Source organism: Pseudomonas sp. HR96, from assembly GCF_034059295.1.
GTDB lineage: Bacteria > Pseudomonadota > Gammaproteobacteria > Pseudomonadales > Pseudomonadaceae > Aquipseudomonas.
Window position 1 is genome coordinate 4655823 of record NZ_CP139141.1, and the last position, 24219, is coordinate 4680041.

Genomic DNA, 24219 nt, shown 5'->3' on the forward strand with positions numbered 1-24219 from the left:
CTCGAACATTGAATTACTACCCGAGGCCCACGGTCTGTGAAAGACCACCTCGGGAAACCTTCCTCACGCATGCCCTCCCCGCCTGACATCGCCAAACCCTGGTTCGCCGCTCGCGGCTGGAAGCCCTTCGCCTTTCAGAAAGAAGTCTGGGCAGCGGTCAAGCGCGGCGAGTCGGGCATGCTCCATGCCAGCACCGGCGCTGGCAAGACTTACGCCGTCTGGTTCGCCGCCTTGCTGAAACTGGCCAAGCCGGGCGCCGCGCCACCGACCACGGGCAAGCGCAAACCGGCCAAGCCGCCGATCACCGTGTTGTGGATCACGCCGATGCGCGCCCTGGCCGCCGACACCCTGCGCGCTCTACAGGCGCCCATCGACGAGCTGCAGGTCGACTGGAGCCTGGGCCTGCGCACCGGCGACACCGGCTCTGCCGAACGCGCCCGGCAGAGCCGGCGCCTGCCCACCACCCTGGTGACCACCCCGGAAAGCCTGACCCTGCTGCTGGCCCGGGAAAACGCCGCGAGCGAGTTGGCCAGCCTGCGCATGGTCGTGGTGGACGAGTGGCACGAGCTGATCGGCAACAAGCGCGGCGTGCAGCTGCAACTGGCCCTGGCGCGGCTGCGCCGTTGGCAACCGCAACTCATGGTCTGGGGCATCTCAGCGACGCTGGGCAACCAGGCCCACGCCCAGGACGTGCTGCTGGGCCAGGGCCAGGGCGTCACGGTGCAAGGGGCCCAGGCCAAGACCATTGAGGTCGACACCCTGCTGCCCGAGTCCATCGACCGCTTTCCCTGGGCCGGGCACATGGGCCTGCGCATGCTCAAGCAAGTCATCGAGCAGATCGACACCAGCGCCAGCTGCCTGGTGTTCACCAATACCCGTTCGCAGGCGGAAATCTGGTACCAGGCGATTCTCGAGGCGCGCCACGACTGGGCCGGGATCATCGCCCTGCATCACAGCTCGCTGTCGCGGGAGGTGCGCGACTGGGTCGAACTGGCGCTCAAGCAAGGCCAGCTCAAGGCCGTGGTCTGCACCTCGAGCCTGGACCTGGGGGTGGATTTTCTACCCGTCGAGCGGGTGCTGCAGATCGGCTCAGCCAAAGGCGTCGCGCGCCTGATGCAGCGTGCGGGGCGCTCGGGCCATGCACCGGGTCGGGCCTCGCGGGTGACCTTGGTGCCCACCCACAGCCTGGAACTGGTAGAGGCCGCCGCCGCCCACGACGCCGTCGCGCAGCGCCGCATCGAACCGCGCGAGTCACCGCACAAGCCCCTCGACGTGCTGGTGCAGCATCTGGTCAGCATGGCCCTGGGGGGCGGGTTCGAGCCAAAGCAGCTGCTCGCCGAGGTGCGCAGCGCCTGGGCCTACCACGACCTCACCGAGGACGAGTGGCGCTGGGCCCTGGCCTTCGTCCGCTACGGCGGCGAATCGCTGACCGCCTACCCGGATTACAGACGGGTCGAGCCGGACGAACACGGCGTGTGGCGGGTGCCGGATGCGCGCATCGCCCGGCGCCACCGCATGAGCATTGGCACTATCGTCAGCGACGCCAGCCTGCAGCTCAAATTCTGGAGCAAGGGCGGCGGCGGTCGCACCCTGGGCAGCGTCGAGGAAGGCTTCATTGCGCGCCTGCGCCCCGGCGATGGCTTTCTGTTCGCCGGGCGCCAGCTGGAGTTGGTGCGCGTGGAAAACATGACCGCCTACGTCAAACGCAGCACCGCAAAAAAAGCTGCGGTGCCGCGCTGGAATGGTGGGCGCATGCCGCTGTCCAGCGAGCTGGCCGATGCTCTGGTCGAGCAACTCGGCGCTGCCGCCCGGGGTGTCTATGCGAGCGCGCCGATGCAGGCGGTCAAGCCGCTGCTGCTGGTGCAGCAGCAATGGTCAGCGCTGCCCACCGAAACCACCCTGCTGGCTGAAACCCTCAAGTCCCGCGAGGGCTGGCACCTGTTTCTCTACCCCTTCGGCGGTCGCCAGGTGCACCTGGGGCTGGCCAGCCTGCTGGCCTCACGAATGAGCCAGCGTGCACCGCTGACGTTTTCCATTGCGGTCAACGACTACGGCTTCGAGCTGCTCAGCGCTACCGCCGTGGATTGGCCGGCGGCGTTGGCGCAATCGCTGCTCAGCCCCGATAACCTGCTGGCCGATGTGCTCGCCTCCCTCAACGCCGGCGAGCTTGCCCTGCGGCGCTTTCGCGAGATTGCGCGCATCTCCGGGCTGGTGTTCGGCGGCTATCCCGGTGCGCAGAAGAGCACCCGCCAGGTGCAGGCCTCCAGTGGGCTGTTCTTCAATGTGTTCAAGCAGTACGACGCCGGCAATCTGCTGCTGACCCAGGCCCAGGAAGAGGTGCTGCGCCAGGAGCTCGACGTCGAGCGCCTGCAGCAGGTCCTGCAGCGCATGGGCGAGCGCCGCCTTGACCTGCATGCGCTCAAGCGCCCTTCGCCACTGGCTTTCCCGCTGTTGGTCGAACGCTTTCGGGAAAGCCTGAGTTCCGAGAAACTGGCTGATCGCATCGCCCGCATGGTGGGCGATCTGGAACAGGCCGCCGGGCCGGAGCCTGCGCCATGAACGCCTATCATGTGGTGTATGTGCAAGGTATCGAACTGTGGCTGCTGGCAGACAAGGCCATCTACTGGCCCGAGCACAAGGCCCTGCTGGTGGCCGACGCGCATTTCGGCAAGGCCGCAGCCTACCGCAAGCTCGGCCAGCCGGTGCCCCATGGCACCACCGCGAGCAACCTGCTGGCGCTAGACCGCATGCTCAGCGGCTACGAAACCGAGTGGCTGATCTTTCTTGGCGACTTCCTGCACGCCCCCGGCTCCCATGCGCCGACCACCCTGGCCGCCTTGCAGGCCTGGCGCGAGCGTTACCCGGCACTGCGCATCACGCTGATCCGCGGCAACCATGACCGCAATGCTGGCGATCCGCCCGAGCAATTGGCCTTCGAGGTGGTCGCCGAACCGCTGCTGCTCGGACCCTTGGCCCTGCAACACGAACCTGACCCTCACCCTACAGCCCATGTGCTGGCTGGCCACGTGCACCCGGTGTTCCACCTTTACGGGCGCGGCCGCCAGCGCCTGCGTCTACCCTGCTTTCACCTGGGCGAACGGGTCAGCCTGCTCCCGGCCTTTGGCGCCTTTACCGGCGGCTATCAGGTTGATGGCAGCCTTGGCGAGCGGATCTACGTGGTGGGCGACGAGCGCGTATGGCCGGTCACTGCCGCGCGGTCGGCCAAGGGTAGTCGAGCCAGCGCTGAAAACGCTGAGTGAAGAGACCGCTGGCAATGTCCTGATGCAACCATTGATCGACATACTGCTTGAGCACAATGTCGCGGGGCAGCAGTGCAGCCTTTTCGGAAAAATCAAAGGGCTGATCCGGGTGCACCGCACAGAGCTCAGGATGCAAGCGCTGCTGCAGCAGAGTCTCGACGGCATCGGTAAGCATCAGGTCGGCTCTGCCCTGGACGATCTGCTCGAAGATGGTGACGTTGTCCGGGTAGACCTCGATCTGCGCCTGCCTGAGGTGCGCACGGGCGAATTTTTCGTTGGTACCGCCGGGGTTGACGATAGCCCGCACGCCGGGTTGATCGATCTGATCCAGGGTTTGATACTTGCCGACGTTGATGCACAAGGCAATCGGCGTCTTGCCATCGCGTTGGTACGGCGCGGAGAAGAACGCACTGCGCTGGCGCTCCATGGTCACCGATATACCGCTCAAGGCGAGGTCGAATCTGTCGGCGTCCAGATCGCTCATCAGGTTTGACCAGGTTGTCGGCACCAGCTGGAGCTTGACGCCCAGGCTTTGGGCCAGGCCCTGCGCCAATTCGATATCCAGGCCGATGAAGCTGGCATCGGAACTTTGTCGATAGCTGAATGGTTTGTAGTCGCCCGTGGTGCCCACGCGCAACACGCCCTGGGTGACGATCCGATCCAGCTGGCTGACGGGTGCGGAGTCGGCAAACGCCGGCTGGGCAAGAGCGAAAGCGCAAAGGACCAGCAGCAGGCGGGCAATTGGCCCGGGTAGAAGATTGACGAGCATGACAGGCCTATGTCGGAGTGATCTGCGAAACGCAGAGATTACCGCCAAGGCCTGCCGCTGCAAATCGGCAAATGGGGAGGTCAGGCTACCGGCGCGGGTGGCGGCTGATCGGGCAGCGTCGGTTCACCGGGCTCGCTGGGCTGCTCGTTGGGGCTGTCGGGGCCGGGCTGTCCAGGGACGCCGCCCACCATGTTGGGGAACGGGTGGGCCATCAATGCCCAGGCGAGCATGCCCACCTGGTTGTGCTCGAACCTGGCCGCGTGCTGGGCCGTGATAGACGGATTGCTTTTCATGATCACTCCAGAGCTTTGTCCGAACCGCGTGACGCGATTCGGAACAGTTCACTCGGTAGAGTGCCAGAGGCCGGTTAAATTCCCGCCGTGTGCATGACGGCTTCGTCATTTGCCCGGCAAAGGGCGGTCAGGTACGGGGCAAAGTCACGCCGCGCTGGCCCTGGTACTTGCCGCCCCGGTCCTTGTACGACACCTCGCACTCTTCGTCGGATTCGAGGAACAGCATCTGTGCCACGCCTTCGTTGGCGTAGATTTTCGCCGGCAAGGTGGTGGTATTGGAGAACTCCAGGGTCACGTGACCTTCCCATTCCGGTTCCAGCGGCGTGACGTTGACGATGATGCCGCAGCGCGCATAGGTGCTCTTGCCCAGGCAGATGGTCAGCACGTTGCGCGGAATGCGGAAGTATTCGACGGTACGGGCCAGGGCAAACGAGTTGGGCGGGATGATGCAGACGTCACTCTTGATGTCGACGAAGCTCTTCTCATCGAAATTTTTCGGGTCGACGGTGGCCGAATTGATGTTGGTGAACACCTTGAATTCGTCGGCGCAACGCACGTCGTAGCCATAGCTGGACACACCGAAGGAGATGACCCGGTCGGCGCCCTCGCCACGCACCTGGCGCTCGACGAAAGGTTCGATCATGCCGTGCTCTTGCGCCATGCGGCGAATCCACTTGTCCGATTTGATGCTCATGGCGGGGTGTCCTGAATAACGAGGTGATTGAATCTGCCCGGCATCTTACCGGCCCGCAGCCTGCTGTTCAAAGGCTGGCGCAAAATGCCCGGCAGCGAGCGACGGACTGAGGCGCCTGATACCTTCGGTCAACAATTCTTGCAAAGCCGACAAAAGACCCATTGGCACCTCTATGAAAAAGGTTTAAGGTGGCGTCACTGTGTTGCTTGTGTCACTGAGAATCTCTACCCGATGTCCAACATCTTCATGAATTTTCCTGCTCTTTGCACTCAGTCTCGGCCAGGGCGTTTCCTGAACCGCAGTTAACTTTGTCCAAGGAGATACACCATGTCCAATCGCCAAACCGGTACCGTCAAGTGGTTCAACGATGAAAAAGGCTTCGGCTTCATCACCCCACAATCCGGTGACGACCTGTTCGTACACTTCAAAGCCATCCAGGCTGACGGCTTCAAAAGCCTGAAAGAAGGCCAGCAGGTCTCTTTCATCGCTACCCGCGGTCAGAAAGGCATGCAAGCTGAAGAAGTTCAAGTCGTTTGATTTGAGCTAACAGCTTCTGAAAAAACCCGCCTTTGCCGGCGGGTTTTTTTGTGCCTGAGACTTGTGAAGGGGGCCGCAATACCCAGGCCTCCAGGATTGATGGGAGGGGCAAAGCCCACTCCCACGGCCGCCTCGGCCCCTCAATCCTCGCTGACAGTAATGGTCGGCATCGCCACTGCCGCAGCTTCCTGCAACACAATCCGCGCGCCGACATGCCGCGCCAGCTCCTGATAGACCATGGCGATCTGGCTTTCCGGCTCGGCGATAGCCGTCGGCTTGCCGCTGTCGGCCTGCTCGCGAATCAGCATCGACAGTGGCAGGGAGGCCAGTAGCTCGACGTCATACTGTGCCGCCAGCTTCTCCCCTCCGCCCTCGCCGAACAAGTGTTCGGCATGCCCGCAGTTGGAACAGATGTGCACTGCCATGTTTTCCACGACGCCGAGCACCGGGATGTTGACCTTGCGGAACATCTCGACGCCCTTGCGCGCGTCCAGCAGGGCCAGATCCTGTGGCGTGGTGACGATCACCGCGCCCGCCACCGGCACCTTCTGCGCCAGGGTCAGCTGGATATCGCCAGTGCCGGGCGGCATGTCGATCACCAGGTAGTCCAGATCATTCCAGGCGGTCTGGGTGATCAACTGCAGCAAGGCCCCGGACACCATTGGCCCGCGCCAGACCATCGGCGTGTTGTCGTCGGTCAGGAAGGCCATGGACATGACCTCGACGCCGTGGGCCTCGATCGGCACGAACCATTTCTGCTCCTTGACCTTGGGCCGCGTGCCCTCGGCAATGCCGAACATCACGCCTTGGCTCGGGCCATAGATATCGGCGTCGAGAATACCGACCCGAGCCCCCTCGCGCGCCAGGGCCAGAGCCAGGTTGGCGGCAGTGGTCGACTTGCCGACACCGCCCTTGCCCGAGGCCACCGCGACGATGTTCTTGACGTTGGCCATGCCGGGGATCTGTGCCTGAGCCTTGTGCGCCGCGATCAGGCAATCGATCTCGACCCTGGCGCCCTCGACGCCTTCCATGCCCTCGATGGCCAGCTGCAGCATCTGCGCCCAGCCATTCTTGAACAGGCCGGCGGCATAACCGAGCTGCAGCTTGACGCGCACCTGGGCACCATCGATCTCGATGCTGCGCACGCAGCCGGCGCTGATCGGATCCTGATCGAGGTAGGGGTCGGTATATTGGCGAAGGACGGCTTCCACCGCTGCGCGATTGACGGCGCTCATGGCTACTCCCGGTTGCATGCTTGAGTGAAACAGGCGGCCATAGTAAGGGCTTTGGGTATGCTGGCGGTATACCCTTACACCCTTTATAGTGTTCGGTCTTCGATTGACTTCAAGTAGCCGAGCCCCAATGTCCGAGCCACGCCAGATCCTTGTTACCAGCGCCCTGCCCTACGCCAACGGTTCGATCCACCTCGGCCACATGGTCGAATACATTCAGACCGACATGTGGGTGCGCTTTCAGAAGCATCGTGGCAACCAGTGCATCTACGTGTGCGCCGACGACGCCCATGGCTCGGCCATCATGCTGCGCGCGGAAAAGGAAGGCATTACCCCGGAGCAGCTGATCGCCAAGGTTCAGGCCGAGCACAGCGGCGACTTCGCCGACTTCCTGGTGGACTTCGACAATTTCCACTCCACCCACGCCGAAGAAAACCGCGAGCTGTCCAGCGCCATTTACCTGAAGCTGCGCGAGGCCGGGCACATTGCCACGCGCTCGATCACCCAGTACTTCGACCCCGACAAGCAGATGTTCCTGGCCGATCGCTTCATCAAGGGCACCTGCCCCAAGTGCGGCACCGCCGACCAGTACGGCGACAACTGCGAGCACTGCGGCGCCACCTATGCGCCCACGGACCTCAAAGACCCGAAATCGGCGATCTCCGGCGCCACGCCAGTGCTCAAGGACTCCCAGCATTTCTTCTTCAAGCTGCCGGACTTCCAGCAGATGCTCGAGCGCTGGACCCGCAGCGGCACCCTGCAGGAGCCGGTGGCCAACAAGATCGCCGAATGGCTCGACGCCGGCCTGCAGGAGTGGGACATCTCGCGCGATGCGCCGTACTTCGGCTTCGAGATTCCCGGTGAGCCGGGCAAGTTTTTCTACGTGTGGCTGGACGCTCCCATCGGCTACATGGCCAGCTTCAAGAACCTCTGCGCGCGGCGCCCGGAACTCGACTTCGACGCCTTCTGGGGCAAGGACTCCACCGCCGAGCTGTATCACTTCATCGGCAAGGACATCGTCAACTTCCATGCGCTGTTCTGGCCCGCCATGCTCGAGGGGGCCGGCTACCGCAAGCCCACCGGCATCAACGTGCACGGCTACCTGACCGTCAACGGCCAGAAGATGTCGAAATCGCGCGGCACCTTCATCAAGGCACGGACCTACCTGGATCACCTGTCGCCGGAATACCTGCGCTACTACTATGCCGCCAAGCTGGGCAAGGGCGTCGACGACCTCGACCTGAACCTGGACGACTTCATCCAGAAGGTCAACTCCGACCTGGTCGGCAAGGTCGTCAATATCGCCAGCCGCTGCGCCGGGTTCATCCACAAGGGCAATGCCGGCGTGCTGGTGGCCGGCGATGCCGCGCCTGAGCTGACTGAAGCTTTCCTCGCCGCCGAGCCAAGCATTGCCGAAGCCTACGAAAACCGCGACTTCGCCCGGGCGATGCGCGAGATCATGGCCCTGGCCGACCGTGCCAATGCCTGGATCGCCGACAAGGCACCCTGGTCGCTGGCCAAGCAGGAAGGCCAGCAGGACCTCGTGCAGCAGGTGTGTGCCGCCGGCATCAACCTGTTCCGCCAGCTGGTGATTTTTCTCAAGCCGGTGCTGCCGCTGCTGGCCGCCGATGCCGAAGCCTTCCTCAACGTCGCACCGCTGCGCTGGGATGACCACCGCACGCTGCTGGCCAACCATCAGCTGAACGCGTTCAAGCCGCTGATGACCCGAATCGACCCGCTCAAGGTGCAGGCGATCACCGACGCCTCGCGTGAAGACCTCGCGGCCACCCAGGCTGCTCCGGCTGCCAGCGGCAACGGTGAACTGCTGAAAGATCCGCTGTCGGCTGAAATCGACTTCGACGCCTTCGCCGCCATCGACCTGCGCGTAGCGTTGATCGTCAAGGCCGAGCACGTGCAGGGTGCCGACAAGCTGTTGCGCCTGACCCTGGACATCGGTGACGAGCAACGCAACGTGTTCTCCGGCATCAAGAGTGCCTACCCGGACCCCGCCGCCCTGGAAGGCCGGCTGACCATGATGATCGCCAACCTCAAGCCGCGCAAAATGCGCTTCGGTGTGTCCGAAGGCATGGTCATGGCCGCCGGCCCTGGCGGCGAAGAGATCTACCTGCTCAGCCCGGACAGCGGCGCCAAGCCCGGCCAGCGTATCAAGTAACCCCTGAGTGACCTGGCGGCGCACCTGATGCCGCCAGGTCATGTGTAACGACATGAACCTGATCCAGCGCATCGACGCCCTCCTGCCCCAGACCCAATGCGGCAAGTGCGGCCACAACGGCTGCCGGCCCTATGCCAGCGCGCTCGCCGCCGGCGGCGAAGCCATCAACAAATGCCCCCCCGGTGGGACCGAGACGCTCGCCGCACTGGCGCAGCTGCTGCACACCCCCGTCATCCCTCTGGACCTCTCACGAGGCCGCGCGCCCGCCGTCGTCGCCTTCATTCGCGAAGCCGAGTGCATTGGCTGTACCAAGTGCATCCAGGCCTGCCCGGTGGACGCCATCGTCGGTGCCGCGCGCCTGATGCACAGCGTGCTGAGCGACGAATGCACCGGCTGCGACCTGTGCGTGGCGCCCTGCCCGGTGGACTGCATCGACCTGATCCCCTGCTCGGCCGAGGCCGTGCCCCTGGTCGGTGGCCTGGCTCAGGACCCGGCCAGCGTGGCCCGCCGGCAGAGCAAACGTGACCGCGCGCGACGTCGTTTCGACCAGCGCAATGACCGTTTGCGCCGAGACGAGCTGCAGCGTCAGGCGTCGCGCGCCGCCCGCGCTGCGTCCGTGCCCCTCCAGGCGCCGACGGCGGTCGCCGCCGCCGTGGCCGTGCCGGCAGACGCCGACAAAGCCCTCAAACAGGCGAAAATCGCTGTGGCCATGAGCCGCGCGCAGTTCAACAAATCGATCCGCGCCTTCGGCTCGCCGCCTACCGCCGAGCAGCACGCGCTGCTAGCCCAACTGCATCAGGAAGTCGAGGCGGCCGAAGCACTGCTGCTCAGCCTGCAACCGCCCGCCGAGGACAACCCAGCATCATGAACGCCGCCAAACGCCTGGAAATGTTTCGTCGCTGGCACGCAGAGAACCCGGAACCGAAGACCGAGCTGGCCTACACCTCACCGTTCGAGCTGCTGGTGGCGGTGATTCTGTCTGCCCAGGCCACTGACGTCGGCGTCAACAAGGCCACTGCGCGCCTGTACCCGGTGGCCAATACGGCGGCGGCGATTCACGCGCTGGGGGTCGAAGGCCTGTCGGCGTACATCAAGACCATCGGCCTGTACAACAGCAAGGCGAAGAACGTCATCGAGACTTGCCGCATCCTGGTCGAGCAGTACGACGGCCAGGTGCCACAGACCCGCGAGGCCCTCGAAGCGCTGCCCGGGGTCGGGCGCAAGACCGCCAATGTAGTGCTCAACACGGCATTCCGTCAGCTGGCGATGGCGGTCGACACGCATATCTTCCGGGTCAGCAACCGTACCGGGCTGGCCCCGGGCAAGAACGTCGTGGAAGTGGAAAAGGCCCTGATGAAATTCGTCCCGCGGCCCTACCTGCTGGATTCGCACCACTGGCTGATCCTGCACGGTCGCTACGTCTGCCAGGCCCGCAAACCGCGCTGCGGCAGCTGCCTGGTCGAAGACCTGTGCGATTACAAGCACAAGACCAGTGACGACTGAGCGACACCGATTGAGGCGCTATTGCCAGGCTATGCTGGCGATTGAAAAAATCTTTTTTACCAGCACCAGGATTGTCGCTATAAGGTCGGCCAACGGCACTGCACGCCTGGAGCTGAATGATGAGCGACGAAACAGAAGAAGTGGAAGGCGAAGTGGATGACGACTTCGTTGCGGTGGATGCCGAGGAAATCGAAGCACCCGTGGAAGTGGCAAAGACCAATCTGAGCAAACGCAGAACCATCGACAACCTGCTGGAGGAGCGGCGGCTGCAGCGCCAGCTGGCCGACTACGACTTCGACCTGTGACCCTCAGGCAAGGCCGTTGCGCTGCGCCAGCTCGATCAGGTCGACCAGCGACCGCGCATTGAGCTTGACCAGCAGACGGGTCTTGTAGGTGCTGACCGTCTTGTTGCTCAGAAACAGGCCATCGGCGATCTCCTTGTTGGTGCGCCCCCTGGCCAGTTGCTGCAACACCATCATTTCTCGCCCCGAGAGGCGCCCGACCAGATCCAGCTCGGTGGCGTTGCCGAGGCTCGAGCGCACCGAATGCAGCGCCTGGTTGGGAAAATAGCTGTAACCGGACAATACCGCCTTGATCGCCCCCAGCAGTTCGCTGCATTCCTGCTCCTTGCACACGTAACCGGCGGCCCCGGCCTGCATGCAGCGCATGGAAAAATGCCCCGGCGCCTGGTCGGTCAGTACCAGCACCTTGACCGGGTCGTTGACCGCCGTCAGGCGGCTGATGACCTCCAGCCCATTGAGCCTGCGAATGCCGATTTCCATGATGAGCAGGTCAGGCTCGTGCTCACGCACCAGCTGCAGGGCCTCCACGCCATTGTCCGCTTCCCCGACCACGTCGTATCCATGCCGCTCCATGAGCAGACGTACGGCCAGGCGCACGACCGGATGATCATCCACGATCAACACTTTATTCATGGCAAATCCAATTGTCCGCTGTTCATTTTCAGGAGGCGCACAATAGCCTAGTCGCTGCTGATTGTGCATTCGACACCGGCGGTTTACTACAGACACAGACCCTGCCTACAGCAAAGTAGGAAATTTCCTACAGCGTACGCTGGCAAATCTGCAGAACTGAACAGCCATCCCCCTACTCCCGACTGCAACTTTATCCCGGAGCATTGCATACACATCCGCACCGAGCAACCATCCCCAAGACTGCGATTCCGGCCAAATATTTCATGCAACATCCAGACATATTATTTTTTCGATGAAGCGACCAGGATCCGATAACAGCGACTTAACTTTCCCGCCATTAAAATATTTAATGCTGTGAACTTGCGGTCACCCTGGCCTACTGTATCGTCGTACTCCGCAAGGCCAGCGCTCGGCAAGGAAGCCACATGAACCTGACAAACATCACCAGCCCCTTGACCATCATTGCGCTGCTGGCCGCCCTTGTGGAGGCTTCAGCGCTGGCATCGCTGCCGTTTCTCGACCCGGCGAGCCAAGGTGTGTACATCTGGTTCCTGGTAGGATTCCCCCCCTTTCTCACAGTGCTGTTCTTCATCACGCTGAATTTCAACGCCAAGGCGTTGTTCTCGCCTTCCAGTGGTGCGTCTTTGCACGTTCAATCAGCCGAAACATCCGCGGCTGATATTACTTCGCCCACGACCACCTCTGAAAACAGTGTCATGCTTATTGGTGACACATTTTTTTGCAAGTTAGCGGAAAGGGAATTTCAGCAGCCACTAGAGTTGCTGGTTAAACGCCATGGCATTCAAGCGCGAATAATCAGTTGTAACACTCACCCTGAGAATCACGTTCAGTTCAGCGATCTGGCTCGGCGACATCGTTGAGCCTCAAAGCCCGATAAAAAAACCCCAGCCAGGCCGGGGTTTATTTATTGCAAACAGGGCGAGGGCAAGCTTAGAAGAGCTTGCGACCCTTGTTGGCAGCGATGCGCATGCGCAAGGCATTGAGCTTGATGAAGCCGGCCGCGTCCGCCTGGTTGTACGCGCCGCCATCTTCCTCGAAGGTAGCGATGTTGGCGTCGAACAGCGAGTCGTCGGACTTGCGACCGGTGACGATGACGTTGCCTTTGTACAGTTTCAGACGGACCACGCCGTTCACGTGGGCCTGGGAGGCGTCGATCATCTGTTGCAGCATCTGCCGCTCAGGGCTCCACCAGTAGCCGGTGTAGATCAGACTGGCGTACTTGGGCATGAGCTCGTCCTTGAGGTGCGCGACTTCGCGGTCAAGGGTGATGGACTCGATGGCGCGGTGTGCGCGCAGCATGATGGTGCCGCCCGGGGTTTCGTAGCAGCCGCGGGACTTCATGCCGACGTAGCGGTTTTCGACGATGTCGAGGCGGCCGATGCCGTTCTCGCCGCCAATGCGGTTGAGGGTCGCCAGTACTGTGGCCGGGGTCATGGTGACGCCGTCGATGGCGACAATGTCACCGTGGCGATAGGTCAGCTCGATGTAGGTCGGCACATTGGGAGCGTTCTCCGGGGAAACCGTCCAGCGCCACATGTCTTCTTCGTGCTCGGTCCAGGTGTCTTCCAGCACGCCACCTTCATAGGAGATGTGCAGCAGGTTGGCGTCCATGGAATAAGGCGACTTCTTCTTGCCGTGGCGCTCGATCGGGATCGCATGCTTTTCGGCGTAGTCCATGAGTTTTTCCCGCGACAGCAGGTCCCACTCGCGCCACGGGGCGATGACCTTGACGCCAGGCTTGAGCGCATAGGCACCCAGCTCGAAACGGACCTGGTCGTTGCCCTTGCCGGTGGCACCATGGGAGATGGCGTCGGCACCGGTCTCATTGGCGATTTCGATCAGGCGCTTGGCGATCAGCGGACGGGCGATGGAAGTGCCCAGCAGGTATTCGCCTTCGTAGACGGTGTTGGCACGGAACATCGGGAACACGAAGTCGCGCACGAATTCTTCGCGCAGGTCGTCGATGTAGATTTCCTTGACGCCCATGGCCTGCGCCTTGGCACGTGCCGGCTCGACCTCTTCGCCTTGGCCGAGGTCAGCGGTGAAGGTCACCACTTCACAGTTGTAAGTATCCTGCAGCCACTTGAGGATCACCGAAGTGTCCAGGCCGCCGGAATACGCCAGAACGACCTTGTTTACGTCCGCCATGCCATCACTCCACGGGGTTCTACGGAAAGCGGTCGATTCTACCGCTCTCCCCCATGGATTTACAGTGGCGCGACAGCGAATGACGGCGATGCGACAACGAAAGTCGACAGGGCGACGCGTTGAATGAGTGTGGAACCTGCCCCTGGCCTCCGGGAGTCTTGCTCCCACCCGCCCTGGCGGGGCGGCAGTCCAGGTGGGGAGGTGCGAAGCGCCCGCGAGGCCGCCAGGCCGGTTTCAGGCTCGACCGCTCAACCGGCCGGCTTGGCGGCAGGCGCGGCGGCCGGGGCCGCAGGCTTGGCCGGTGCCGGTGCCGGTGCGGGTGCCTGCGTCGCGGCTGAGGCCGGAGCAGCAGGAGCAGCAGGAGCAGCAGCGGGCACTACGGGCGCCACCGATGCAGGCGCCACAGGCGCACCGCGCTCGAGCTGCACATTTACCCGGCGGTTCCTGGCCCGATTGGCCGGCGAGGTGTTGGGCACCAGCGGATACTGCTCGCCGTGGAAGCGCACGGTGATCTGTTCTTCGGCAATGCCGTGAGCCTTGAGGTAATCGACCACCGCCAGCGCACGCCGGCGCGACAGGTCGCGGTTGGTCAGGCGGTTGCCGCTGTTGTCGGAATGGCCGTCGAGCTCGACGTGGTTCACCGACGGGTCGGCTTTCATGTAAGCCAGAATGCTGTCGAGCTGGCGCTTGCCTGCGGCGTCCAGGTCGATGCCGCCCCCCGGAAACCCGATCTGGCTCATGCGCACCTGGTCGAAGCTGACCGACAGCAGTTTGGCCGCACAGGCCTGGTAGTCACTGAAAGCCTTGCCGAACTTGACCGGCAGTATGCGCACCTGCGCCGCGCGGCCCGCGTCGCCATTGCCGCGCACCACCGCACTGCGCCCCTCGAGCAGGCCGCTGATCAGCCCGCTCGCCTGGCTCTGGGAACTGGTGAACAGTACCTCGCCACTGCTTAGGTGCACCGTACCCAGGCTGACATCGCCGCGCCCCGGCTGCCAGGGCGCGGCGGCGGCATACAAGGTTGCCGTGCCATTGCCCAGCATGCCGCTGGTGGAGGTCAGACGAAACACGGCTTTCTCGCCGGCCTTGCGCACAAACTCGCCAGCGCCGAAATCACTGATCGGCTGGGCCAGACGGCATTCGAACTGATCGCCGGAAACCGACCACTCGATGTTCTCCAGTCGGGTCTGGAAATTCAGGGCCATGGCCGGAAGGCTGGCAAACAGGCTGAGCAAGGCTAGATAGCGCTGGCGCACGGGAGGCTCCAAAGGTCATTACTGCGTACCTTCGGGGTATCGGACAGGCGTGGCAAAACTTGATAGCGAGTGCTGCCCACCGGGTTTTCCGGTAGCATTCCCCGGAGTTCGAACCGCCTGGAATTCCCAATGTCCGACCGCCTGACCCTGCTGCGCCCCGATGACTGGCACATCCATCTTCGCGACGGCGCCGTCCTGCCCCACACCGTCGCCGATGTGGCCCGCACCTTTGCTCGTGCCATCGTCATGCCCAACCTGGTGCCGCCCGTGCGCAACGCCCAGGAAGCGGGTGCCTACCGCGAGCGCATTCTTGCGGCGCGTCCGGCTGGCAGCGCTTTCGAGCCCCTGATGACGCTATACCTGACCGATCGCACCCAGCCCGAAGACATTCGCGCAGCCAAGGCCAGCGGCTTCGTGCACGCGGCCAAGATGTACCCCGCGGGTGCCACCACCAACTCGGACTCCGGCGTCACCAGCCTGGACAACATCAGCGCTGCACTGGAGGCCATGGCCGAAGTGGGCCTGCCGCTGCTGGTGCACGGCGAGGTGACCCGCGGCGAGGTGGACGTTTTCGACCGCGAGAAGCAGTTCATCGACGAACACATGGTCCGCCTGGTGCAGCGCTACCCGACGCTGAAAATCGTCTTCGAGCACATTACCACCGCCGATGCCGCGCAGTTCGTGACCGAGGCGCCGGCCAACGTCGGCGCCACCATCACTGCCCAGCATCTGTTGTACAACCGCAACCACATGCTGGTAGGCGGCATTCGCCCGCATTTCTACTGCCTGCCGATTCTCAAGCGCAACACCCATCAAGTTGCCCTGCTGGACGCCGCGACCAGCGGCAACGGCAAATTCTTCCTCGGCACCGACTCGGCGCCCCACGCCCAGCACGCCAAGGAAGCAGCCTGTGGCTGCGCCGGCTGCTACACCGCGTATGCGGCTATCGAGCTGTACGCCGAGGCGTTCGAACAGCGCAACGCGCTGGACAAGCTCGAAGGCTTCGCCAGTGTATTCGGCCCGGCCTTCTACGGCCTGCCCGGCAACCGCGACACCATTACCCTGGTTCGTGAAGAATGGACCGCCCCGACCCGCCTGCCGTTTGGCGAGCAGTCAGTCATCCCGCTGCGCGCCGGTGAAAAACTGCGCTGGCGCCTGCTGGAGAAACACGCGTGAGTGAGGATCTTTACGACGACGAACTGGACGCCCCTGCTGGCGGCCACGGCGGCGGTGGTTCGCGCCATCCCATGGCGGCACGCTTTCGCGGCTATTTGCCGGTGGTCATCGACGTCGAGACCGGTGGCTTCAACAGCGCCACCGACGCGCTGCTGGAAATCGCCGCCGTGACTATCGGCATGGACGAACAGGGCTTCGTATTCCCCGAGCACACGCACTTCTTCCGCGTGGAACCGTTCGTGGGCGCCAATATCGAGGCGGCGGCGCTGGAGTTCACCGGCATCAAGCTCGATCACCCGCTGCGCATGGCCGTCAGCGAAGAGACCGCCCTGACCGACATCTTTCGTGGCGTGCGCAAGGCACTCAAGGCCAACGGCTGCAAGCGGGCGATTCTGGTCGGACACAACAGCAGCTTCGACCTGGGTTTTCTCAACGCAGCTGTGGCGCGCACGGACATGAAGCGCAACCCGTTTCACCCGTTCTCCAGCTTCGACACCGCCTCGTTGGCCGGCCTTGCCTATGGCCAGACCGTACTGGCCAAGGCCTGTCAGGCCGCCGGTATCGACTTCGATGGACGCGAGGCGCATTCGGCCCGCTACGACACCGAAAAAACTGCGGAATTGTTCTGTGGCATCGTCAATCGTTGGAAGCAGATGGGTGGCTGGGAAGACTTCGACGAGTGACCCCTGACCACTCATCGGCTGTCACGAATTGCAAAGGAATGTGTTTTGACAAGCATTCTCATTAACATTAAGATCCGTCGCATCAAGTCCTCACCGCGACGGTCTTTCCAATGTATGTCTGCCTCTGCCAAGGTGTCACCGACGGTCAAATCCGCGATGCGATTTACGAAGGCTGCTGCAGTTACAAAGACGTCCGGGAAACCCTTAATGTAGCTTCCCAGTGCGGCAAATGTGCTTGCCTGGCCAAGCAGGTCGTACGTGACACGCTCACCGAATTGCAGACCACCCAGGCATCACTGGGCTATCCGGCCATGGCGTTCAGCGCAGACACCACCACCGCATAATATTGACCGAATATGAACAACCGGACCTCGTGTCCGGTTTTTTTATGCCCGAAAAACAACAAGTTAGCACCGCAACGCGGAACTCAGTCATTCTTATTCCGATTAATTTTCATATATTATTCAATAACTTAGGTTTGACAGACGAAGTTGGGAGCGCCAAACTCCGGCTTATTCGTACATTCCGTACCTTGTATTCATTGCATCGAGGCAGGCAGCCATCATGAAAGGCGACATCAGCGTCATCCAGCATCTCAACAGGATCCTCGGTAACGAGTTGATTGCTATCAACCAGTACTTCCTGCATGCCCGGATGTACGAAGACTGGGGCCTGAACAAGCTGGGCAAGCACGAGTATCACGAGTCCATCGACGAGATGAAGCATGCCGACAAGCTGATCAAGCGCATCCTGTTTCTGGAGGGCCTGCCCAACCTCCAGGAGCTGGGCAAGATCCTGATCGGCGAGCACACCCGCGAAATGCTGGAGTGCGACCTGAAGATCGAACAAAAAGGCCTGATCGACCTCAAGGCTGCCATTGCCCACTGCGAAACCGTCGGCGACTTCGGCAGCCGCGAGCTGCTGGAAGATATCCTTGAATCCGAAGAAGAACACATCGACTGGCTGGAAACCCAGCTGGGCCTGATCGACAAGGTCGGCATCGAGAACTACCTGCAGTCGCAGATGGGCGACGAGGACTGAGTCAGTCCTGCAACAGGGAAATGCATGTGAGAGGTCCCGCCCCGCCTGCGACGCCGCGCTGCGCACCAACCGGGTCGTTGTAGGAGCCGGCGCAGCTGGCGAGCGCGTCACCTCGGTGGCCAGGTGGATATCCGACGGTATCGCCGGCCCTGGTCTCGAGGCCTGGATGCGCGCTCACAAGCGCAACCCCCTACGGCACTGCACCCGGAAATAAAAAAGCCGCCAGCTGATGACCTCAGCTGGCGGCTTTGCTATGCCGCAGAGCAACCCATCAGGCGTTAGCTTTCTCGCTGGCTGCCTTGGCTACGGCATCCTTGACGGTGGTCTGCAGCTCACCGCTGGTGAACAGCTCGGTGATGATGTCGCTGCCGCCAATCAACTCGCCACCGACCCACAGCTGCGGGAAGGTCGGCCAGTTGGCGTACTTGGGCAGGTTGGCGCGGATTTCCGGGTTCTGCAGAATGTCCACGTAGGCGAACTTCTCACCGCAGGCCATCAGGGACTGCGCGGCCTTGGCGGAGAAGCCGCACTGAGGGGCGTTGGGCGAGCCTTTCATGTAAAGCAGAACGGTATTGTTGGCGATCTGCTCTTTAATCGTTTCGATGATATCCATGGGCACCTCGGCTGAACTATCCGACTGGTATGAAGTTTGTCGGCACGGTGACCTATTGTAACGGAAACCCGAGCGCGTTGCTCAACCTCTCCGGGCGAAACTGCGGGCGGGTCACTGCTGCGGGGCACCCTGTCCGGGCGCCTGCAGCTGGATTTCCAGCACGGTCTCGATCTCCTCCTGGGCAAAATGCTCGCCCGTCAGCTCGCCGATCAACCGCCAGTGCTCATCGAGCCCGCTGCTGATGGTGGCCATCCGATCGATCATGCGTCGACCCGCCGCTCGGGTGACTTCGTCCTCGCTACGCAGCAACTCGAACGACATCGAGGTCACCGACGCGGTGAGGTGCGTCAGGGTCCGTGCCGTAGCGCCAAGCAGTTCCATGAGGCACTGTTCTTTAGATTCCATTCTGTAACTCCCTGTTTCGCACAGGATACATATATAACCCAGCCATTCGCAGGATGATAGGCAATCGGTCGAGCCAGCCGATATTTGGCGTCAAAAGCCCGGCCCAGTGAATTTTAGACGAGGTCGCTGCGATGACGTTCGATCTCGGGGCACAAATCATGATCGACGGTAGAAAATTTTATGACGTGACGCCGCTTAGTGGCGGTAATGCCCGGTTACACCTGAGCCTAGGCCAAAAGCACTAATCCTTCGTCACCTATTGGTATCAGGCGACATTTAATTATAGGATGGCGCCTTCCCTAAATTTCGTCGCCCCGTGCGGCTTCCGCCGCAGGTCTCACTCCTATTCTTGTCGATTCGTCAGGAGCGGTCATTGTTGAGTCTCTGCGGTCTGTTGCAAAAGGTAGTTAATGATGAACGCAAGGCACTTTCTCTCCCTGATGGATTACTCGCCGGAACAGCTTTCGAGCTTGCTCCGCCGAGCCGTGGAGCTCAAGGCCTTGCGCGATCGAGGCGTGCTCTTCGAGCCGCTCAAGGCCCGCGTGCTCGGCATGATTTTCGAAAAGTCCTCGACCCGCACCCGCTTGTCGTTCGAGGCCGGCATGATCCAACTCGGTGGCCAGGCCATCTTCCTGTCGCCGCGTGATACACAACTGGGGCGCGGCGAGTCGATCGCCGACTGTGCGCGAGTCATGTCGCGCATGCTCGACGCGGTGATGATCCGCACCTATGCCCACAGCAACCTCACCGAGTTTGCCGCGCATTCGCGGGTGCCGGTGATCAACGGTCTGTCCGATGACCTGCACCCCTGCCAGCTGCTGGCCGACATGCAGACCTTCCTCGAGCACCGCGGCTCGATCAAGGGCAAGACAGTGGCGTGGATCGGTGACGGCAACAACATGTGCAACAGCTATCTGGAAGCGGCCGTGCAGTTCGACTTCAACCTGCGCATCGCCTGCCCCGAGGGTTTCGAACCGAACCCGGCGTTCCTGGCACTGGCCGGGGAGCGTACAAGCATCGTCCGCGACCCGCGGGCCGCAGTTGCCGGTGCCCACCTGGTGAGCACCGACGTATGGACCTCCATGGGCCAGGAAGAAGAAACCGCACGGCGCCTGGCCTTGTTCGCGCCCTATCAGGTGACCCGCGACCTGCTCGACCTGGCCGCGCCCGAGGTACTCTTCATGCACTGCCTGCCAGCCCACCGCGGCGAGGAGATCAGCCTGGACGTGCTTGACGATCCGCGTGCAGTCGCCTGGGATCAGGCAGAGAACCGCCTGCACGCGCAGAAGGCGTTGCTGGAGTTTCTCGTCGCGCCGGCCTACCAGCCGGCCTGAAGCCTGGCGCCACAGCGCTCAGCTGCGGCCGATATCGGCAAAGGTCGCCCGGGTATGCTCGGCGAGCACCCCGGGCGCCAGCTCCACCTCCAGCCCGCGCCGCCCGGCGCTGACGAAAATACTGCCCTGCCCGACCGCCGAGTGATCGATGAAGGTGCGCAGGCGTTTCTTCTGCCCCAGCGGGCTGATGCCGCCCAATAGATAACCAGTTGCCCGCTGGGCCGCCGCTGGGTCGGCCATCTCGCATTTCTTCACGCCGGCCGCATGGGCCAGAGCCTTGAGATCCAGGGTGCCGGCCACCGGCACCACCGCCACCAGCAACTCGGCCTTCTCGCTGGTCGCCAGCAGGGTCTTGAACACCTGCCCCGGCTGCAAGCCGAGCTTCTCGGCTGCCTCCAGCCCGTAGGAGGCGGCTTTCGGGTCATGTTCGTAACTGTGCACTCGATGTTCGGCGTGAACTTTTTTCAACAGATCCAGGGCGGGGGTCATCCAGTACTCCAGACGCATCATTTGCGACAAATCGTTGCCGCGCAGTGTAGGACAATCGGCGTCGTTGCGTCTTCCTGCCGGCGCCGATCGCTGATTTGCGGACGAATTCACAGCCAATGGTCAGATTATGGTCTTCCGTTCACTTTCGACCTTTGACATCATCGTTTCTTGAGTATATTTTTTCGTTTGCGAATATCCCAGATTTTTGGTAAATCAGCAGCAGTGGTAAACGAACAGGGCTCGCACTCCCTGCTCGACATAACAGAACGCGTTCAGCGCGTCTTAAAAACAAGAACAAACGGGAAGACACCTATGACACAGCAACTGCAACAACCGACGCTGTTCGGGCAATGCATATCGGAGTTTTTCGGCACTGCCTTGTTTCTGTTTTTTGGTACCGGATGTGTCGCCGCGCTCAAGGTCGGCGGTGCAGCATTCGGCCAGTGGGAGATCAGCATCATCTGGGGCCTCGCCGTCAGCATGGCGATCTACCTCACGGCCGGCGTGTCCGGCGCCCACCTCAGCCCCGCCGTCAGCATCGCGCTGAGCATCTTCGGCGACTTCGACAAGCGCAAGCTGCCCTTCTACATCATCGCGCAAATGGCCGGAGCCTTCTGCGGCGCCGCCCTGGTCTACACCCTCTACAGCAGCCTGTTTTTCGATTACGAACAAGTGCATCACATGGTGCGTGGGTCGACCGAAAGCCTGGCCCTGGCTGGCGTGTTCTCCACCTACCCGAACGCCATCCTCTCCACCGGCCAGGCCTTCCTCGTCGAACTGGTGATCACTGCCGTGCTGATGGGCACCATCATGGCCCTCACCGATGACAACAACGGCCTGCCACGCGGCCCGCTGGCACCCTTGCTGATCGGCCTGCTGGTGGCCGTCATCGGTGCCTCGATGGGCCCCCTCACCGGCTTCGCCATGAACCCGGCTCGCGATTTCGGGCCCAAGGTGATGACGTTCCTCGCCGGCTGGGGTGATGTCGCCTTTACCGGTGGCCGTGACATCCCCTACTTCATCGTGCCGATCGTCGCGCCGATCCTGGGTGCCTGCCTGGGCGCTGCCCTGTACCGCGGCCTGATCGCCCGTCACCTGCCAGCCCCGATGGTGGCCGTGGTTGCCGTGCTGCCGGAAAAGACCGTCGAGAAGAATGTTTCCGAACAAACCGAAGCCCCCCGGGGAAAAGCCCAGGCTTGAGCCTGGGACTCACCCGTACGGCCCCGTTGAGCCATCTCATTTCATTCGAGCAAGGTCCCCGTCATGACCGATAGTCAGAACAAGAACTACATCATCGCCCTCGACCAGGGCACTACCAGCTCCCGCGCGATCATCTTCGACCGCGACGCCAATGTCGTCTGCGTGTCCCAGCGCGAATTCGTGCAACACTACCCGCAACCGGGCTGGGTCGAACACGACCCGATGGAAATCTTCGCGACCCAGAGCGCGACCATGGTCGAAGCCCTGGCCCAGGCCGGCCTGAGCCACGCCGAGGTGGCCGCCATCGGTATCACCAACCAGCGTGAAACCACTGTGGTCTGGGACAAGGAAAGCGGCCGGCCGATTTACAACGCCATCGTCTGGCAGTGCCGGCGCAGCACCGAGATCTGCCAGCAGCTCAAGCGCGACGGCATGGAACCCTACATCAAGGAAACCACCGGGCTGGTGATCGACCCGTACTTCTCGGGCACCAAGCTCAAGTGGATCCTAGACAACGTCGAAGGCAGCCGCGAGCGCGCACGCCGCGGCGAGCTGCTGTTCGGCACCGTCGATAGCTGGCTGATCTGGAAATTCACCGGCGGCAAGGTGCATGTCACCGACTACACCAACGCCTCGCGCACCATGCTGTTCAACATCCACTCGCTGGAGTGGGATGCCAAGATGCTGGAGACCCTGGACATCCCGCGCGAGATGCTGCCAGAGGTCAAATCGTCGTCGGAAATCTACGGCCACACCAAGAGCGGCATTGCCATTGGCGGTATCGCCGGCGACCAGCAGGCGGCGCTGTTCGGCCAGATGTGCGTGGAACCAGGGCAGGCCAAGAACACCTACGGCACCGGCTGCTTCCTGCTGATGAACACCGGTGACAAGGCTGTGGCGTCCAAGCACGGCATGCTCACCACCATCGCCTGCGGCCCACGCGGCGAAGTGGCCTACGCCCTGGAAGGCGCGGTGTTCAACGGCGGCTCCACCGTGCAGTGGTTGCGTGACGAGCTCAAGCTGGTCAACGATGCCTATGACACCGAGTACTTCGCCAGCAAGGTCAAGGACAGCAACGGCGTCTACCTGGTGCCGGCCTTCACCGGCCTGGGTGCGCCCTATTGGGACCCCTATGCCCGTGGCGCACTGTTCGGCCTGACCCGTGGCGTCAAGGTCGACCACATCATCCGCGCCGCTCTGGAATCGATCGCCTACCAGACCCGCGACGTGCTCGACGCCATGCAGCAGGACTCCGGCGAGCGCCTGAGCTCGCTGCGCGTGGACGGCGGTGCGGTGGCCAACAACTTCCTCATGCAGTTCCAGGCCGACATCCTCGGCACCCAGGTGGAGCGTCCGAAAATGCGCGAAACCACAGCCCTGGGTGCTGCCTATCTGGCAGGCCTGGCCTGCGGCTTCTGGAAGAGCCTGGACGACCTGCGCGGCAAGGCGGTGATCGAGCGCGAATTCGAACCGCAACTTGATGAGGCCGGCAAGGAAAAGCTCTATGCCGGCTGGAAGAAAGCCGTGGAACGCACCCGTGACTGGGAACCGCACGAACAGCATGACTGATCCCATGATCGATTGCTGAGTCACCCCGGGGCCGGCAGGTAACTCTGCCGGCCTCATTGCGACAAATATCCTTCACCGGCATGATGGGTGCATTTGCTCATGGCAGCCTGAAGGAACCCCAATGAATCTGCCTCCCCGTCAGCAGCAGATCCTCGAACTGGTCCGCGAACGCGGCTACGTCAGCATCGAGGAAATGGCTACCCTGTTCGTCGTTACCCCGCAAACCATCCGCCGCGACATCAATCAGCTCGCCGAAGCCAACCTGCTGCGCCGTTATCACGGGGGTGCCGCCTATGACTCGAGTATCGAGAACACCGCCTACGCGATGCGCGCCGACCAGATGCGCGACGAGAAGCAGCGTATCGCCGAAGCCGTGGCCCGGCAGATTCCCGATCACGCGTCGCTGTTCATCAATATCGGCACCACTACCGAATCGATCGCCCGCGCCCTGCTCAACCACAACCACCTGAAAATCATCACCAACAACCTGCACGTCGCGTCGATCCTCAGCGGCAAGGACGATTTCGAAGTCTTGCTGGCGGGTGGCAACGTGCGCCGCGACGGTGGCGTGGTGGGCCAGGGCAGCATCGACTTCATCACCCAGTTCAAGGTCGACTTCGCCCTCGTCGGCATCAGCGGCATCGACGACGACGGCAGCCTGCTGGATTTCGACTATCAGGAAGTGCGCGTTTCCCAGGCGATCATCGCCAACGCGCGGCAGGTCATCCTGGCGGCGGACTCGAGCAAGTTCGGCCGCAACGCCATGGTGCGGCTGGGGCCCATCACCCTGATCGACTGCCTGGTGACCGATCAGGCACCGGTATCCGGCCTGGCGCAATTGCTGGTGCAGAACAAGATCCGACTGGAAGTGGTGTGAGCGCCACGGCC

Annotated in this window: 25 protein-coding genes and 1 pseudogene; 16 read left to right on the forward strand and 10 right to left on the reverse strand. The window is 62.4% G+C overall.

The window, feature by feature from the left end:
- Positions 1-69 precede the first annotated feature (69 nt).
- Both SFA35_RS20820 and pdeM read left to right on the forward strand, forming a co-directional pair.
- Entirely contained in the window at positions 70-2559 is a 2490-nt protein-coding gene (locus tag SFA35_RS20820) for a ligase-associated DNA damage response DEXH box helicase (RefSeq protein WP_320572401.1), read from the forward strand.
- Entirely contained in the window at positions 2556-3260 is a 705-nt protein-coding gene (gene pdeM, locus SFA35_RS20825) for a ligase-associated DNA damage response endonuclease PdeM (RefSeq protein WP_320572402.1), read from the forward strand. Before SFA35_RS20820 ends, pdeM begins: the two co-directional genes overlap by 4 nt.
- Here the strand turns inward: pdeM and SFA35_RS20830 are convergent.
- From SFA35_RS20830 to dcd, 3 genes are all read right to left on the reverse strand, one after another.
- Complete coding sequence (locus tag SFA35_RS20830) at positions 3205-4029, reverse strand: transporter substrate-binding domain-containing protein (protein WP_320572403.1); 825 nt, start codon at positions 4027-4029, stop codon at positions 3205-3207. The two genes, pdeM and SFA35_RS20830, sit on opposite strands and share 56 nt — an antisense overlap.
- An 80-nt stretch (positions 4030-4109) precedes the next feature.
- On the reverse strand, positions 4110-4322 hold the full coding sequence (locus SFA35_RS20835; protein WP_320572404.1) for a hypothetical protein: 213 nt from the start codon (positions 4320-4322) through the stop codon (positions 4110-4112).
- A 127-nt stretch (positions 4323-4449) separates the two neighbouring features.
- Entirely contained in the window at positions 4450-5016 is a 567-nt protein-coding gene (gene dcd, locus SFA35_RS20840; protein WP_002554836.1) for a dCTP deaminase, read from the reverse strand.
- 327 nt (positions 5017-5343) lie between these two features.
- Between dcd and SFA35_RS20845 the strand changes: the two genes are divergently transcribed.
- Positions 5344-5553: a cold-shock protein gene (locus SFA35_RS20845; RefSeq protein WP_049862192.1), complete on the forward strand. Its 210-nt coding sequence runs from the start codon at positions 5344-5346 to the stop codon at positions 5551-5553.
- Between the two features lie 140 nt (positions 5554-5693).
- Here SFA35_RS20845 and apbC read toward each other — a convergent pair whose 3' ends face one another.
- A complete protein-coding gene (gene apbC / locus SFA35_RS20850; protein WP_320572405.1) occupies positions 5694-6788 on the reverse strand; it encodes an iron-sulfur cluster carrier protein ApbC in 1095 nt (364 codons plus the stop codon).
- 127 nt (positions 6789-6915) lie between these two features.
- Between apbC and metG the strand changes: the two genes are divergently transcribed.
- The 4 genes and pseudogenes from metG to SFA35_RS20870 all read left to right on the forward strand — a co-directional run bounded on the left by metG (position 6916) and on the right by SFA35_RS20870 (position 10766).
- A complete protein-coding gene (metG, locus tag SFA35_RS20855; protein ID WP_320572406.1) occupies positions 6916-8958 on the forward strand; it encodes a methionine--tRNA ligase in 2043 nt (680 codons plus the stop codon).
- 52 nt (positions 8959-9010) lie between these two features.
- A pseudogene (locus SFA35_RS20860) lies at positions 9011-9805 on the forward strand (RnfABCDGE type electron transport complex subunit B); the annotation flags it as partial.
- Positions 9806-9822: 17 nt separating this feature from the next.
- Positions 9823-10461, forward strand: a complete 639-nt coding sequence (nth, locus tag SFA35_RS20865; protein ID WP_320572407.1) for an endonuclease III — start codon at positions 9823-9825, stop codon at positions 10459-10461.
- Positions 10462-10580: 119 nt separating this feature from the next.
- A complete protein-coding gene (locus tag SFA35_RS20870; protein ID WP_320572408.1) occupies positions 10581-10766 on the forward strand; it encodes a PA3496 family putative envelope integrity protein in 186 nt (61 codons plus the stop codon).
- Positions 10767-10769: 3 nt separating this feature from the next.
- Here the strand turns inward: SFA35_RS20870 and SFA35_RS20875 are convergent, their stop codons facing one another.
- Positions 10770-11396, reverse strand: a complete 627-nt coding sequence (locus SFA35_RS20875) for a response regulator transcription factor (RefSeq protein ID WP_320572409.1) — start codon at positions 11394-11396, stop codon at positions 10770-10772.
- 425 nt (positions 11397-11821) lie between these two features.
- Between SFA35_RS20875 and SFA35_RS20880 the strand changes: the two genes are divergently transcribed.
- Positions 11822-12277 carry a hypothetical protein gene (locus SFA35_RS20880; RefSeq protein WP_320572410.1) on the forward strand — a complete coding sequence of 152 codons (456 nt, stop codon included), beginning with the start codon at positions 11822-11824 and terminating at the stop codon, positions 12275-12277.
- A 70-nt stretch (positions 12278-12347) separates the two neighbouring features.
- Here SFA35_RS20880 and SFA35_RS20885 read toward each other — a convergent pair whose 3' ends face one another.
- Positions 12348-13565, reverse strand: a complete 1218-nt coding sequence (locus SFA35_RS20885; RefSeq protein ID WP_320572411.1) for an argininosuccinate synthase — start codon at positions 13563-13565, stop codon at positions 12348-12350.
- 248 nt (positions 13566-13813) lie between these two features.
- Positions 13814-14821, reverse strand: coding sequence for a flagellar protein MotY (locus SFA35_RS20890; protein WP_320572412.1), 1008 nt, complete (start codon positions 14819-14821; stop codon positions 13814-13816).
- Between the two features lie 129 nt (positions 14822-14950).
- Between SFA35_RS20890 and pyrC the strand changes: the two genes are divergently transcribed.
- The 4 genes from pyrC (at position 14951) to bfr (ending at position 17721) form a co-directional block, all read left to right on the forward strand.
- Positions 14951-15997 carry a dihydroorotase gene (pyrC, locus tag SFA35_RS20895; RefSeq protein WP_320572413.1) on the forward strand — a complete coding sequence of 349 codons (1047 nt, stop codon included), beginning with the start codon at positions 14951-14953 and terminating at the stop codon, positions 15995-15997.
- The gene (rnt, locus tag SFA35_RS20900) at positions 15994-16680 is read left to right on the forward strand and encodes a ribonuclease T (protein WP_320572414.1); all 687 of its coding nucleotides are present in this window, start codon (positions 15994-15996) and stop codon (positions 16678-16680) included. Before pyrC ends, rnt begins: the two co-directional genes overlap by 4 nt.
- Positions 16681-16790: 110 nt before the next feature.
- Complete coding sequence (locus SFA35_RS20905) at positions 16791-17024, forward strand: bacterioferritin-associated ferredoxin (protein WP_320572415.1); 234 nt, start codon at positions 16791-16793, stop codon at positions 17022-17024.
- Between the two features lie 220 nt (positions 17025-17244).
- Positions 17245-17721: a bacterioferritin gene (gene bfr, locus SFA35_RS20910; protein WP_320572416.1), complete on the forward strand. Its 477-nt coding sequence runs from the start codon at positions 17245-17247 to the stop codon at positions 17719-17721.
- Positions 17722-17992: 271 nt separating this feature from the next.
- Here bfr and grxD read toward each other — a convergent pair whose 3' ends face one another.
- Complete coding sequence (grxD, locus tag SFA35_RS20915) at positions 17993-18334, reverse strand: Grx4 family monothiol glutaredoxin (RefSeq protein ID WP_320572417.1); 342 nt, start codon at positions 18332-18334, stop codon at positions 17993-17995.
- Between the two features lie 111 nt (positions 18335-18445).
- Positions 18446-18739 carry a hypothetical protein gene (locus tag SFA35_RS20920; RefSeq protein ID WP_320572418.1) on the reverse strand — a complete coding sequence of 98 codons (294 nt, stop codon included), beginning with the start codon at positions 18737-18739 and terminating at the stop codon, positions 18446-18448.
- A gap of 413 nt (positions 18740-19152) precedes the next feature.
- On the opposite strand from SFA35_RS20920, the gene argF reads away from it, so the two are divergent.
- Positions 19153-20073, forward strand: coding sequence for an ornithine carbamoyltransferase (gene argF, locus SFA35_RS20925; protein ID WP_320572419.1), 921 nt, complete (start codon positions 19153-19155; stop codon positions 20071-20073).
- Between the two features lie 18 nt (positions 20074-20091).
- Here the strand turns inward: argF and ybaK are convergent, their stop codons facing one another.
- Positions 20092-20562, reverse strand: a complete 471-nt coding sequence (ybaK, locus tag SFA35_RS20930) for a Cys-tRNA(Pro) deacylase (RefSeq protein ID WP_320572420.1) — start codon at positions 20560-20562, stop codon at positions 20092-20094.
- 312 nt (positions 20563-20874) lie between these two features.
- On the opposite strand from ybaK, the gene SFA35_RS20935 reads away from it, so the two are divergent.
- The 3 genes from SFA35_RS20935 (at position 20875) to SFA35_RS20945 (ending at position 24208) form a co-directional block, all read left to right on the forward strand.
- Positions 20875-21762: an MIP/aquaporin family protein gene (locus SFA35_RS20935; protein ID WP_320572421.1), complete on the forward strand. Its 888-nt coding sequence runs from the start codon at positions 20875-20877 to the stop codon at positions 21760-21762.
- Between the two features lie 63 nt (positions 21763-21825).
- Positions 21826-23331, forward strand: a complete 1506-nt coding sequence (gene glpK / locus SFA35_RS20940; protein ID WP_320572422.1) for a glycerol kinase GlpK — start codon at positions 21826-21828, stop codon at positions 23329-23331.
- 121 nt (positions 23332-23452) lie between these two features.
- On the forward strand, positions 23453-24208 hold the full coding sequence (locus SFA35_RS20945) for a DeoR family transcriptional regulator (RefSeq protein WP_320572423.1): 756 nt from the start codon (positions 23453-23455) through the stop codon (positions 24206-24208).
- The last annotated feature ends 11 nt before the right edge of the window (positions 24209-24219 follow it).

Excerpts from the sequence above, each read along its gene's own strand:
- pdeM (WP_320572402.1), top strand. The coding sequence starts at position 2,556 with ATGAACGCCTATCATGTGGTGTATGTGCAAGGTATCGAACTGTGGCTG.
- argF (WP_320572419.1), top strand. The coding sequence starts at position 19,153 with ATGAACGCAAGGCACTTTCTCTCCCTGATGGATTACTCGCCGGAACAG.
- SFA35_RS20830 (WP_320572403.1), bottom strand. The coding sequence starts at position 4,029 with ATGCTCGTCAATCTTCTACCCGGGCCAATTGCCCGCCTGCTGCTGGTC.
- SFA35_RS20870 (WP_320572408.1), top strand. The coding sequence starts at position 10,581 with ATGAGCGACGAAACAGAAGAAGTGGAAGGCGAAGTGGATGACGACTTC.
- SFA35_RS20885 (WP_320572411.1), bottom strand. The coding sequence starts at position 13,565 with ATGGCGGACGTAAACAAGGTCGTTCTGGCGTATTCCGGCGGCCTGGAC.
- SFA35_RS20835 (WP_320572404.1), bottom strand. The coding sequence starts at position 4,322 with ATGAAAAGCAATCCGTCTATCACGGCCCAGCACGCGGCCAGGTTCGAG.
- apbC (WP_320572405.1), bottom strand. The coding sequence starts at position 6,788 with ATGAGCGCCGTCAATCGCGCAGCGGTGGAAGCCGTCCTTCGCCAATAT.
- glpK (WP_320572422.1), top strand. The coding sequence starts at position 21,826 with ATGACCGATAGTCAGAACAAGAACTACATCATCGCCCTCGACCAGGGC.
- ybaK (WP_320572420.1), bottom strand. The coding sequence starts at position 20,562 with ATGACCCCCGCCCTGGATCTGTTGAAAAAAGTTCACGCCGAACATCGA.
- SFA35_RS20820 (WP_320572401.1), top strand. The coding sequence starts at position 70 with ATGCCCTCCCCGCCTGACATCGCCAAACCCTGGTTCGCCGCTCGCGGC.
- nth (WP_320572407.1), top strand. The coding sequence starts at position 9,823 with ATGAACGCCGCCAAACGCCTGGAAATGTTTCGTCGCTGGCACGCAGAG.
- SFA35_RS20945 (WP_320572423.1), top strand. The coding sequence starts at position 23,453 with ATGAATCTGCCTCCCCGTCAGCAGCAGATCCTCGAACTGGTCCGCGAA.
- grxD (WP_320572417.1), bottom strand. The coding sequence starts at position 18,334 with ATGGATATCATCGAAACGATTAAAGAGCAGATCGCCAACAATACCGTT.
- SFA35_RS20845 (WP_049862192.1), top strand. The coding sequence starts at position 5,344 with ATGTCCAATCGCCAAACCGGTACCGTCAAGTGGTTCAACGATGAAAAA.
- SFA35_RS20875 (WP_320572409.1), bottom strand. The coding sequence starts at position 11,396 with ATGAATAAAGTGTTGATCGTGGATGATCATCCGGTCGTGCGCCTGGCC.
- SFA35_RS20880 (WP_320572410.1), top strand. The coding sequence starts at position 11,822 with ATGAACCTGACAAACATCACCAGCCCCTTGACCATCATTGCGCTGCTG.
- metG (WP_320572406.1), top strand. The coding sequence starts at position 6,916 with ATGTCCGAGCCACGCCAGATCCTTGTTACCAGCGCCCTGCCCTACGCC.
- pyrC (WP_320572413.1), top strand. The coding sequence starts at position 14,951 with ATGTCCGACCGCCTGACCCTGCTGCGCCCCGATGACTGGCACATCCAT.
- bfr (WP_320572416.1), top strand. The coding sequence starts at position 17,245 with ATGAAAGGCGACATCAGCGTCATCCAGCATCTCAACAGGATCCTCGGT.
- SFA35_RS20920 (WP_320572418.1), bottom strand. The coding sequence starts at position 18,739 with ATGGAATCTAAAGAACAGTGCCTCATGGAACTGCTTGGCGCTACGGCA.
- dcd (WP_002554836.1), bottom strand. The coding sequence starts at position 5,016 with ATGAGCATCAAATCGGACAAGTGGATTCGCCGCATGGCGCAAGAGCAC.
- SFA35_RS20935 (WP_320572421.1), top strand. The coding sequence starts at position 20,875 with ATGACACAGCAACTGCAACAACCGACGCTGTTCGGGCAATGCATATCG.
- SFA35_RS20905 (WP_320572415.1), top strand. The coding sequence starts at position 16,791 with ATGTATGTCTGCCTCTGCCAAGGTGTCACCGACGGTCAAATCCGCGAT.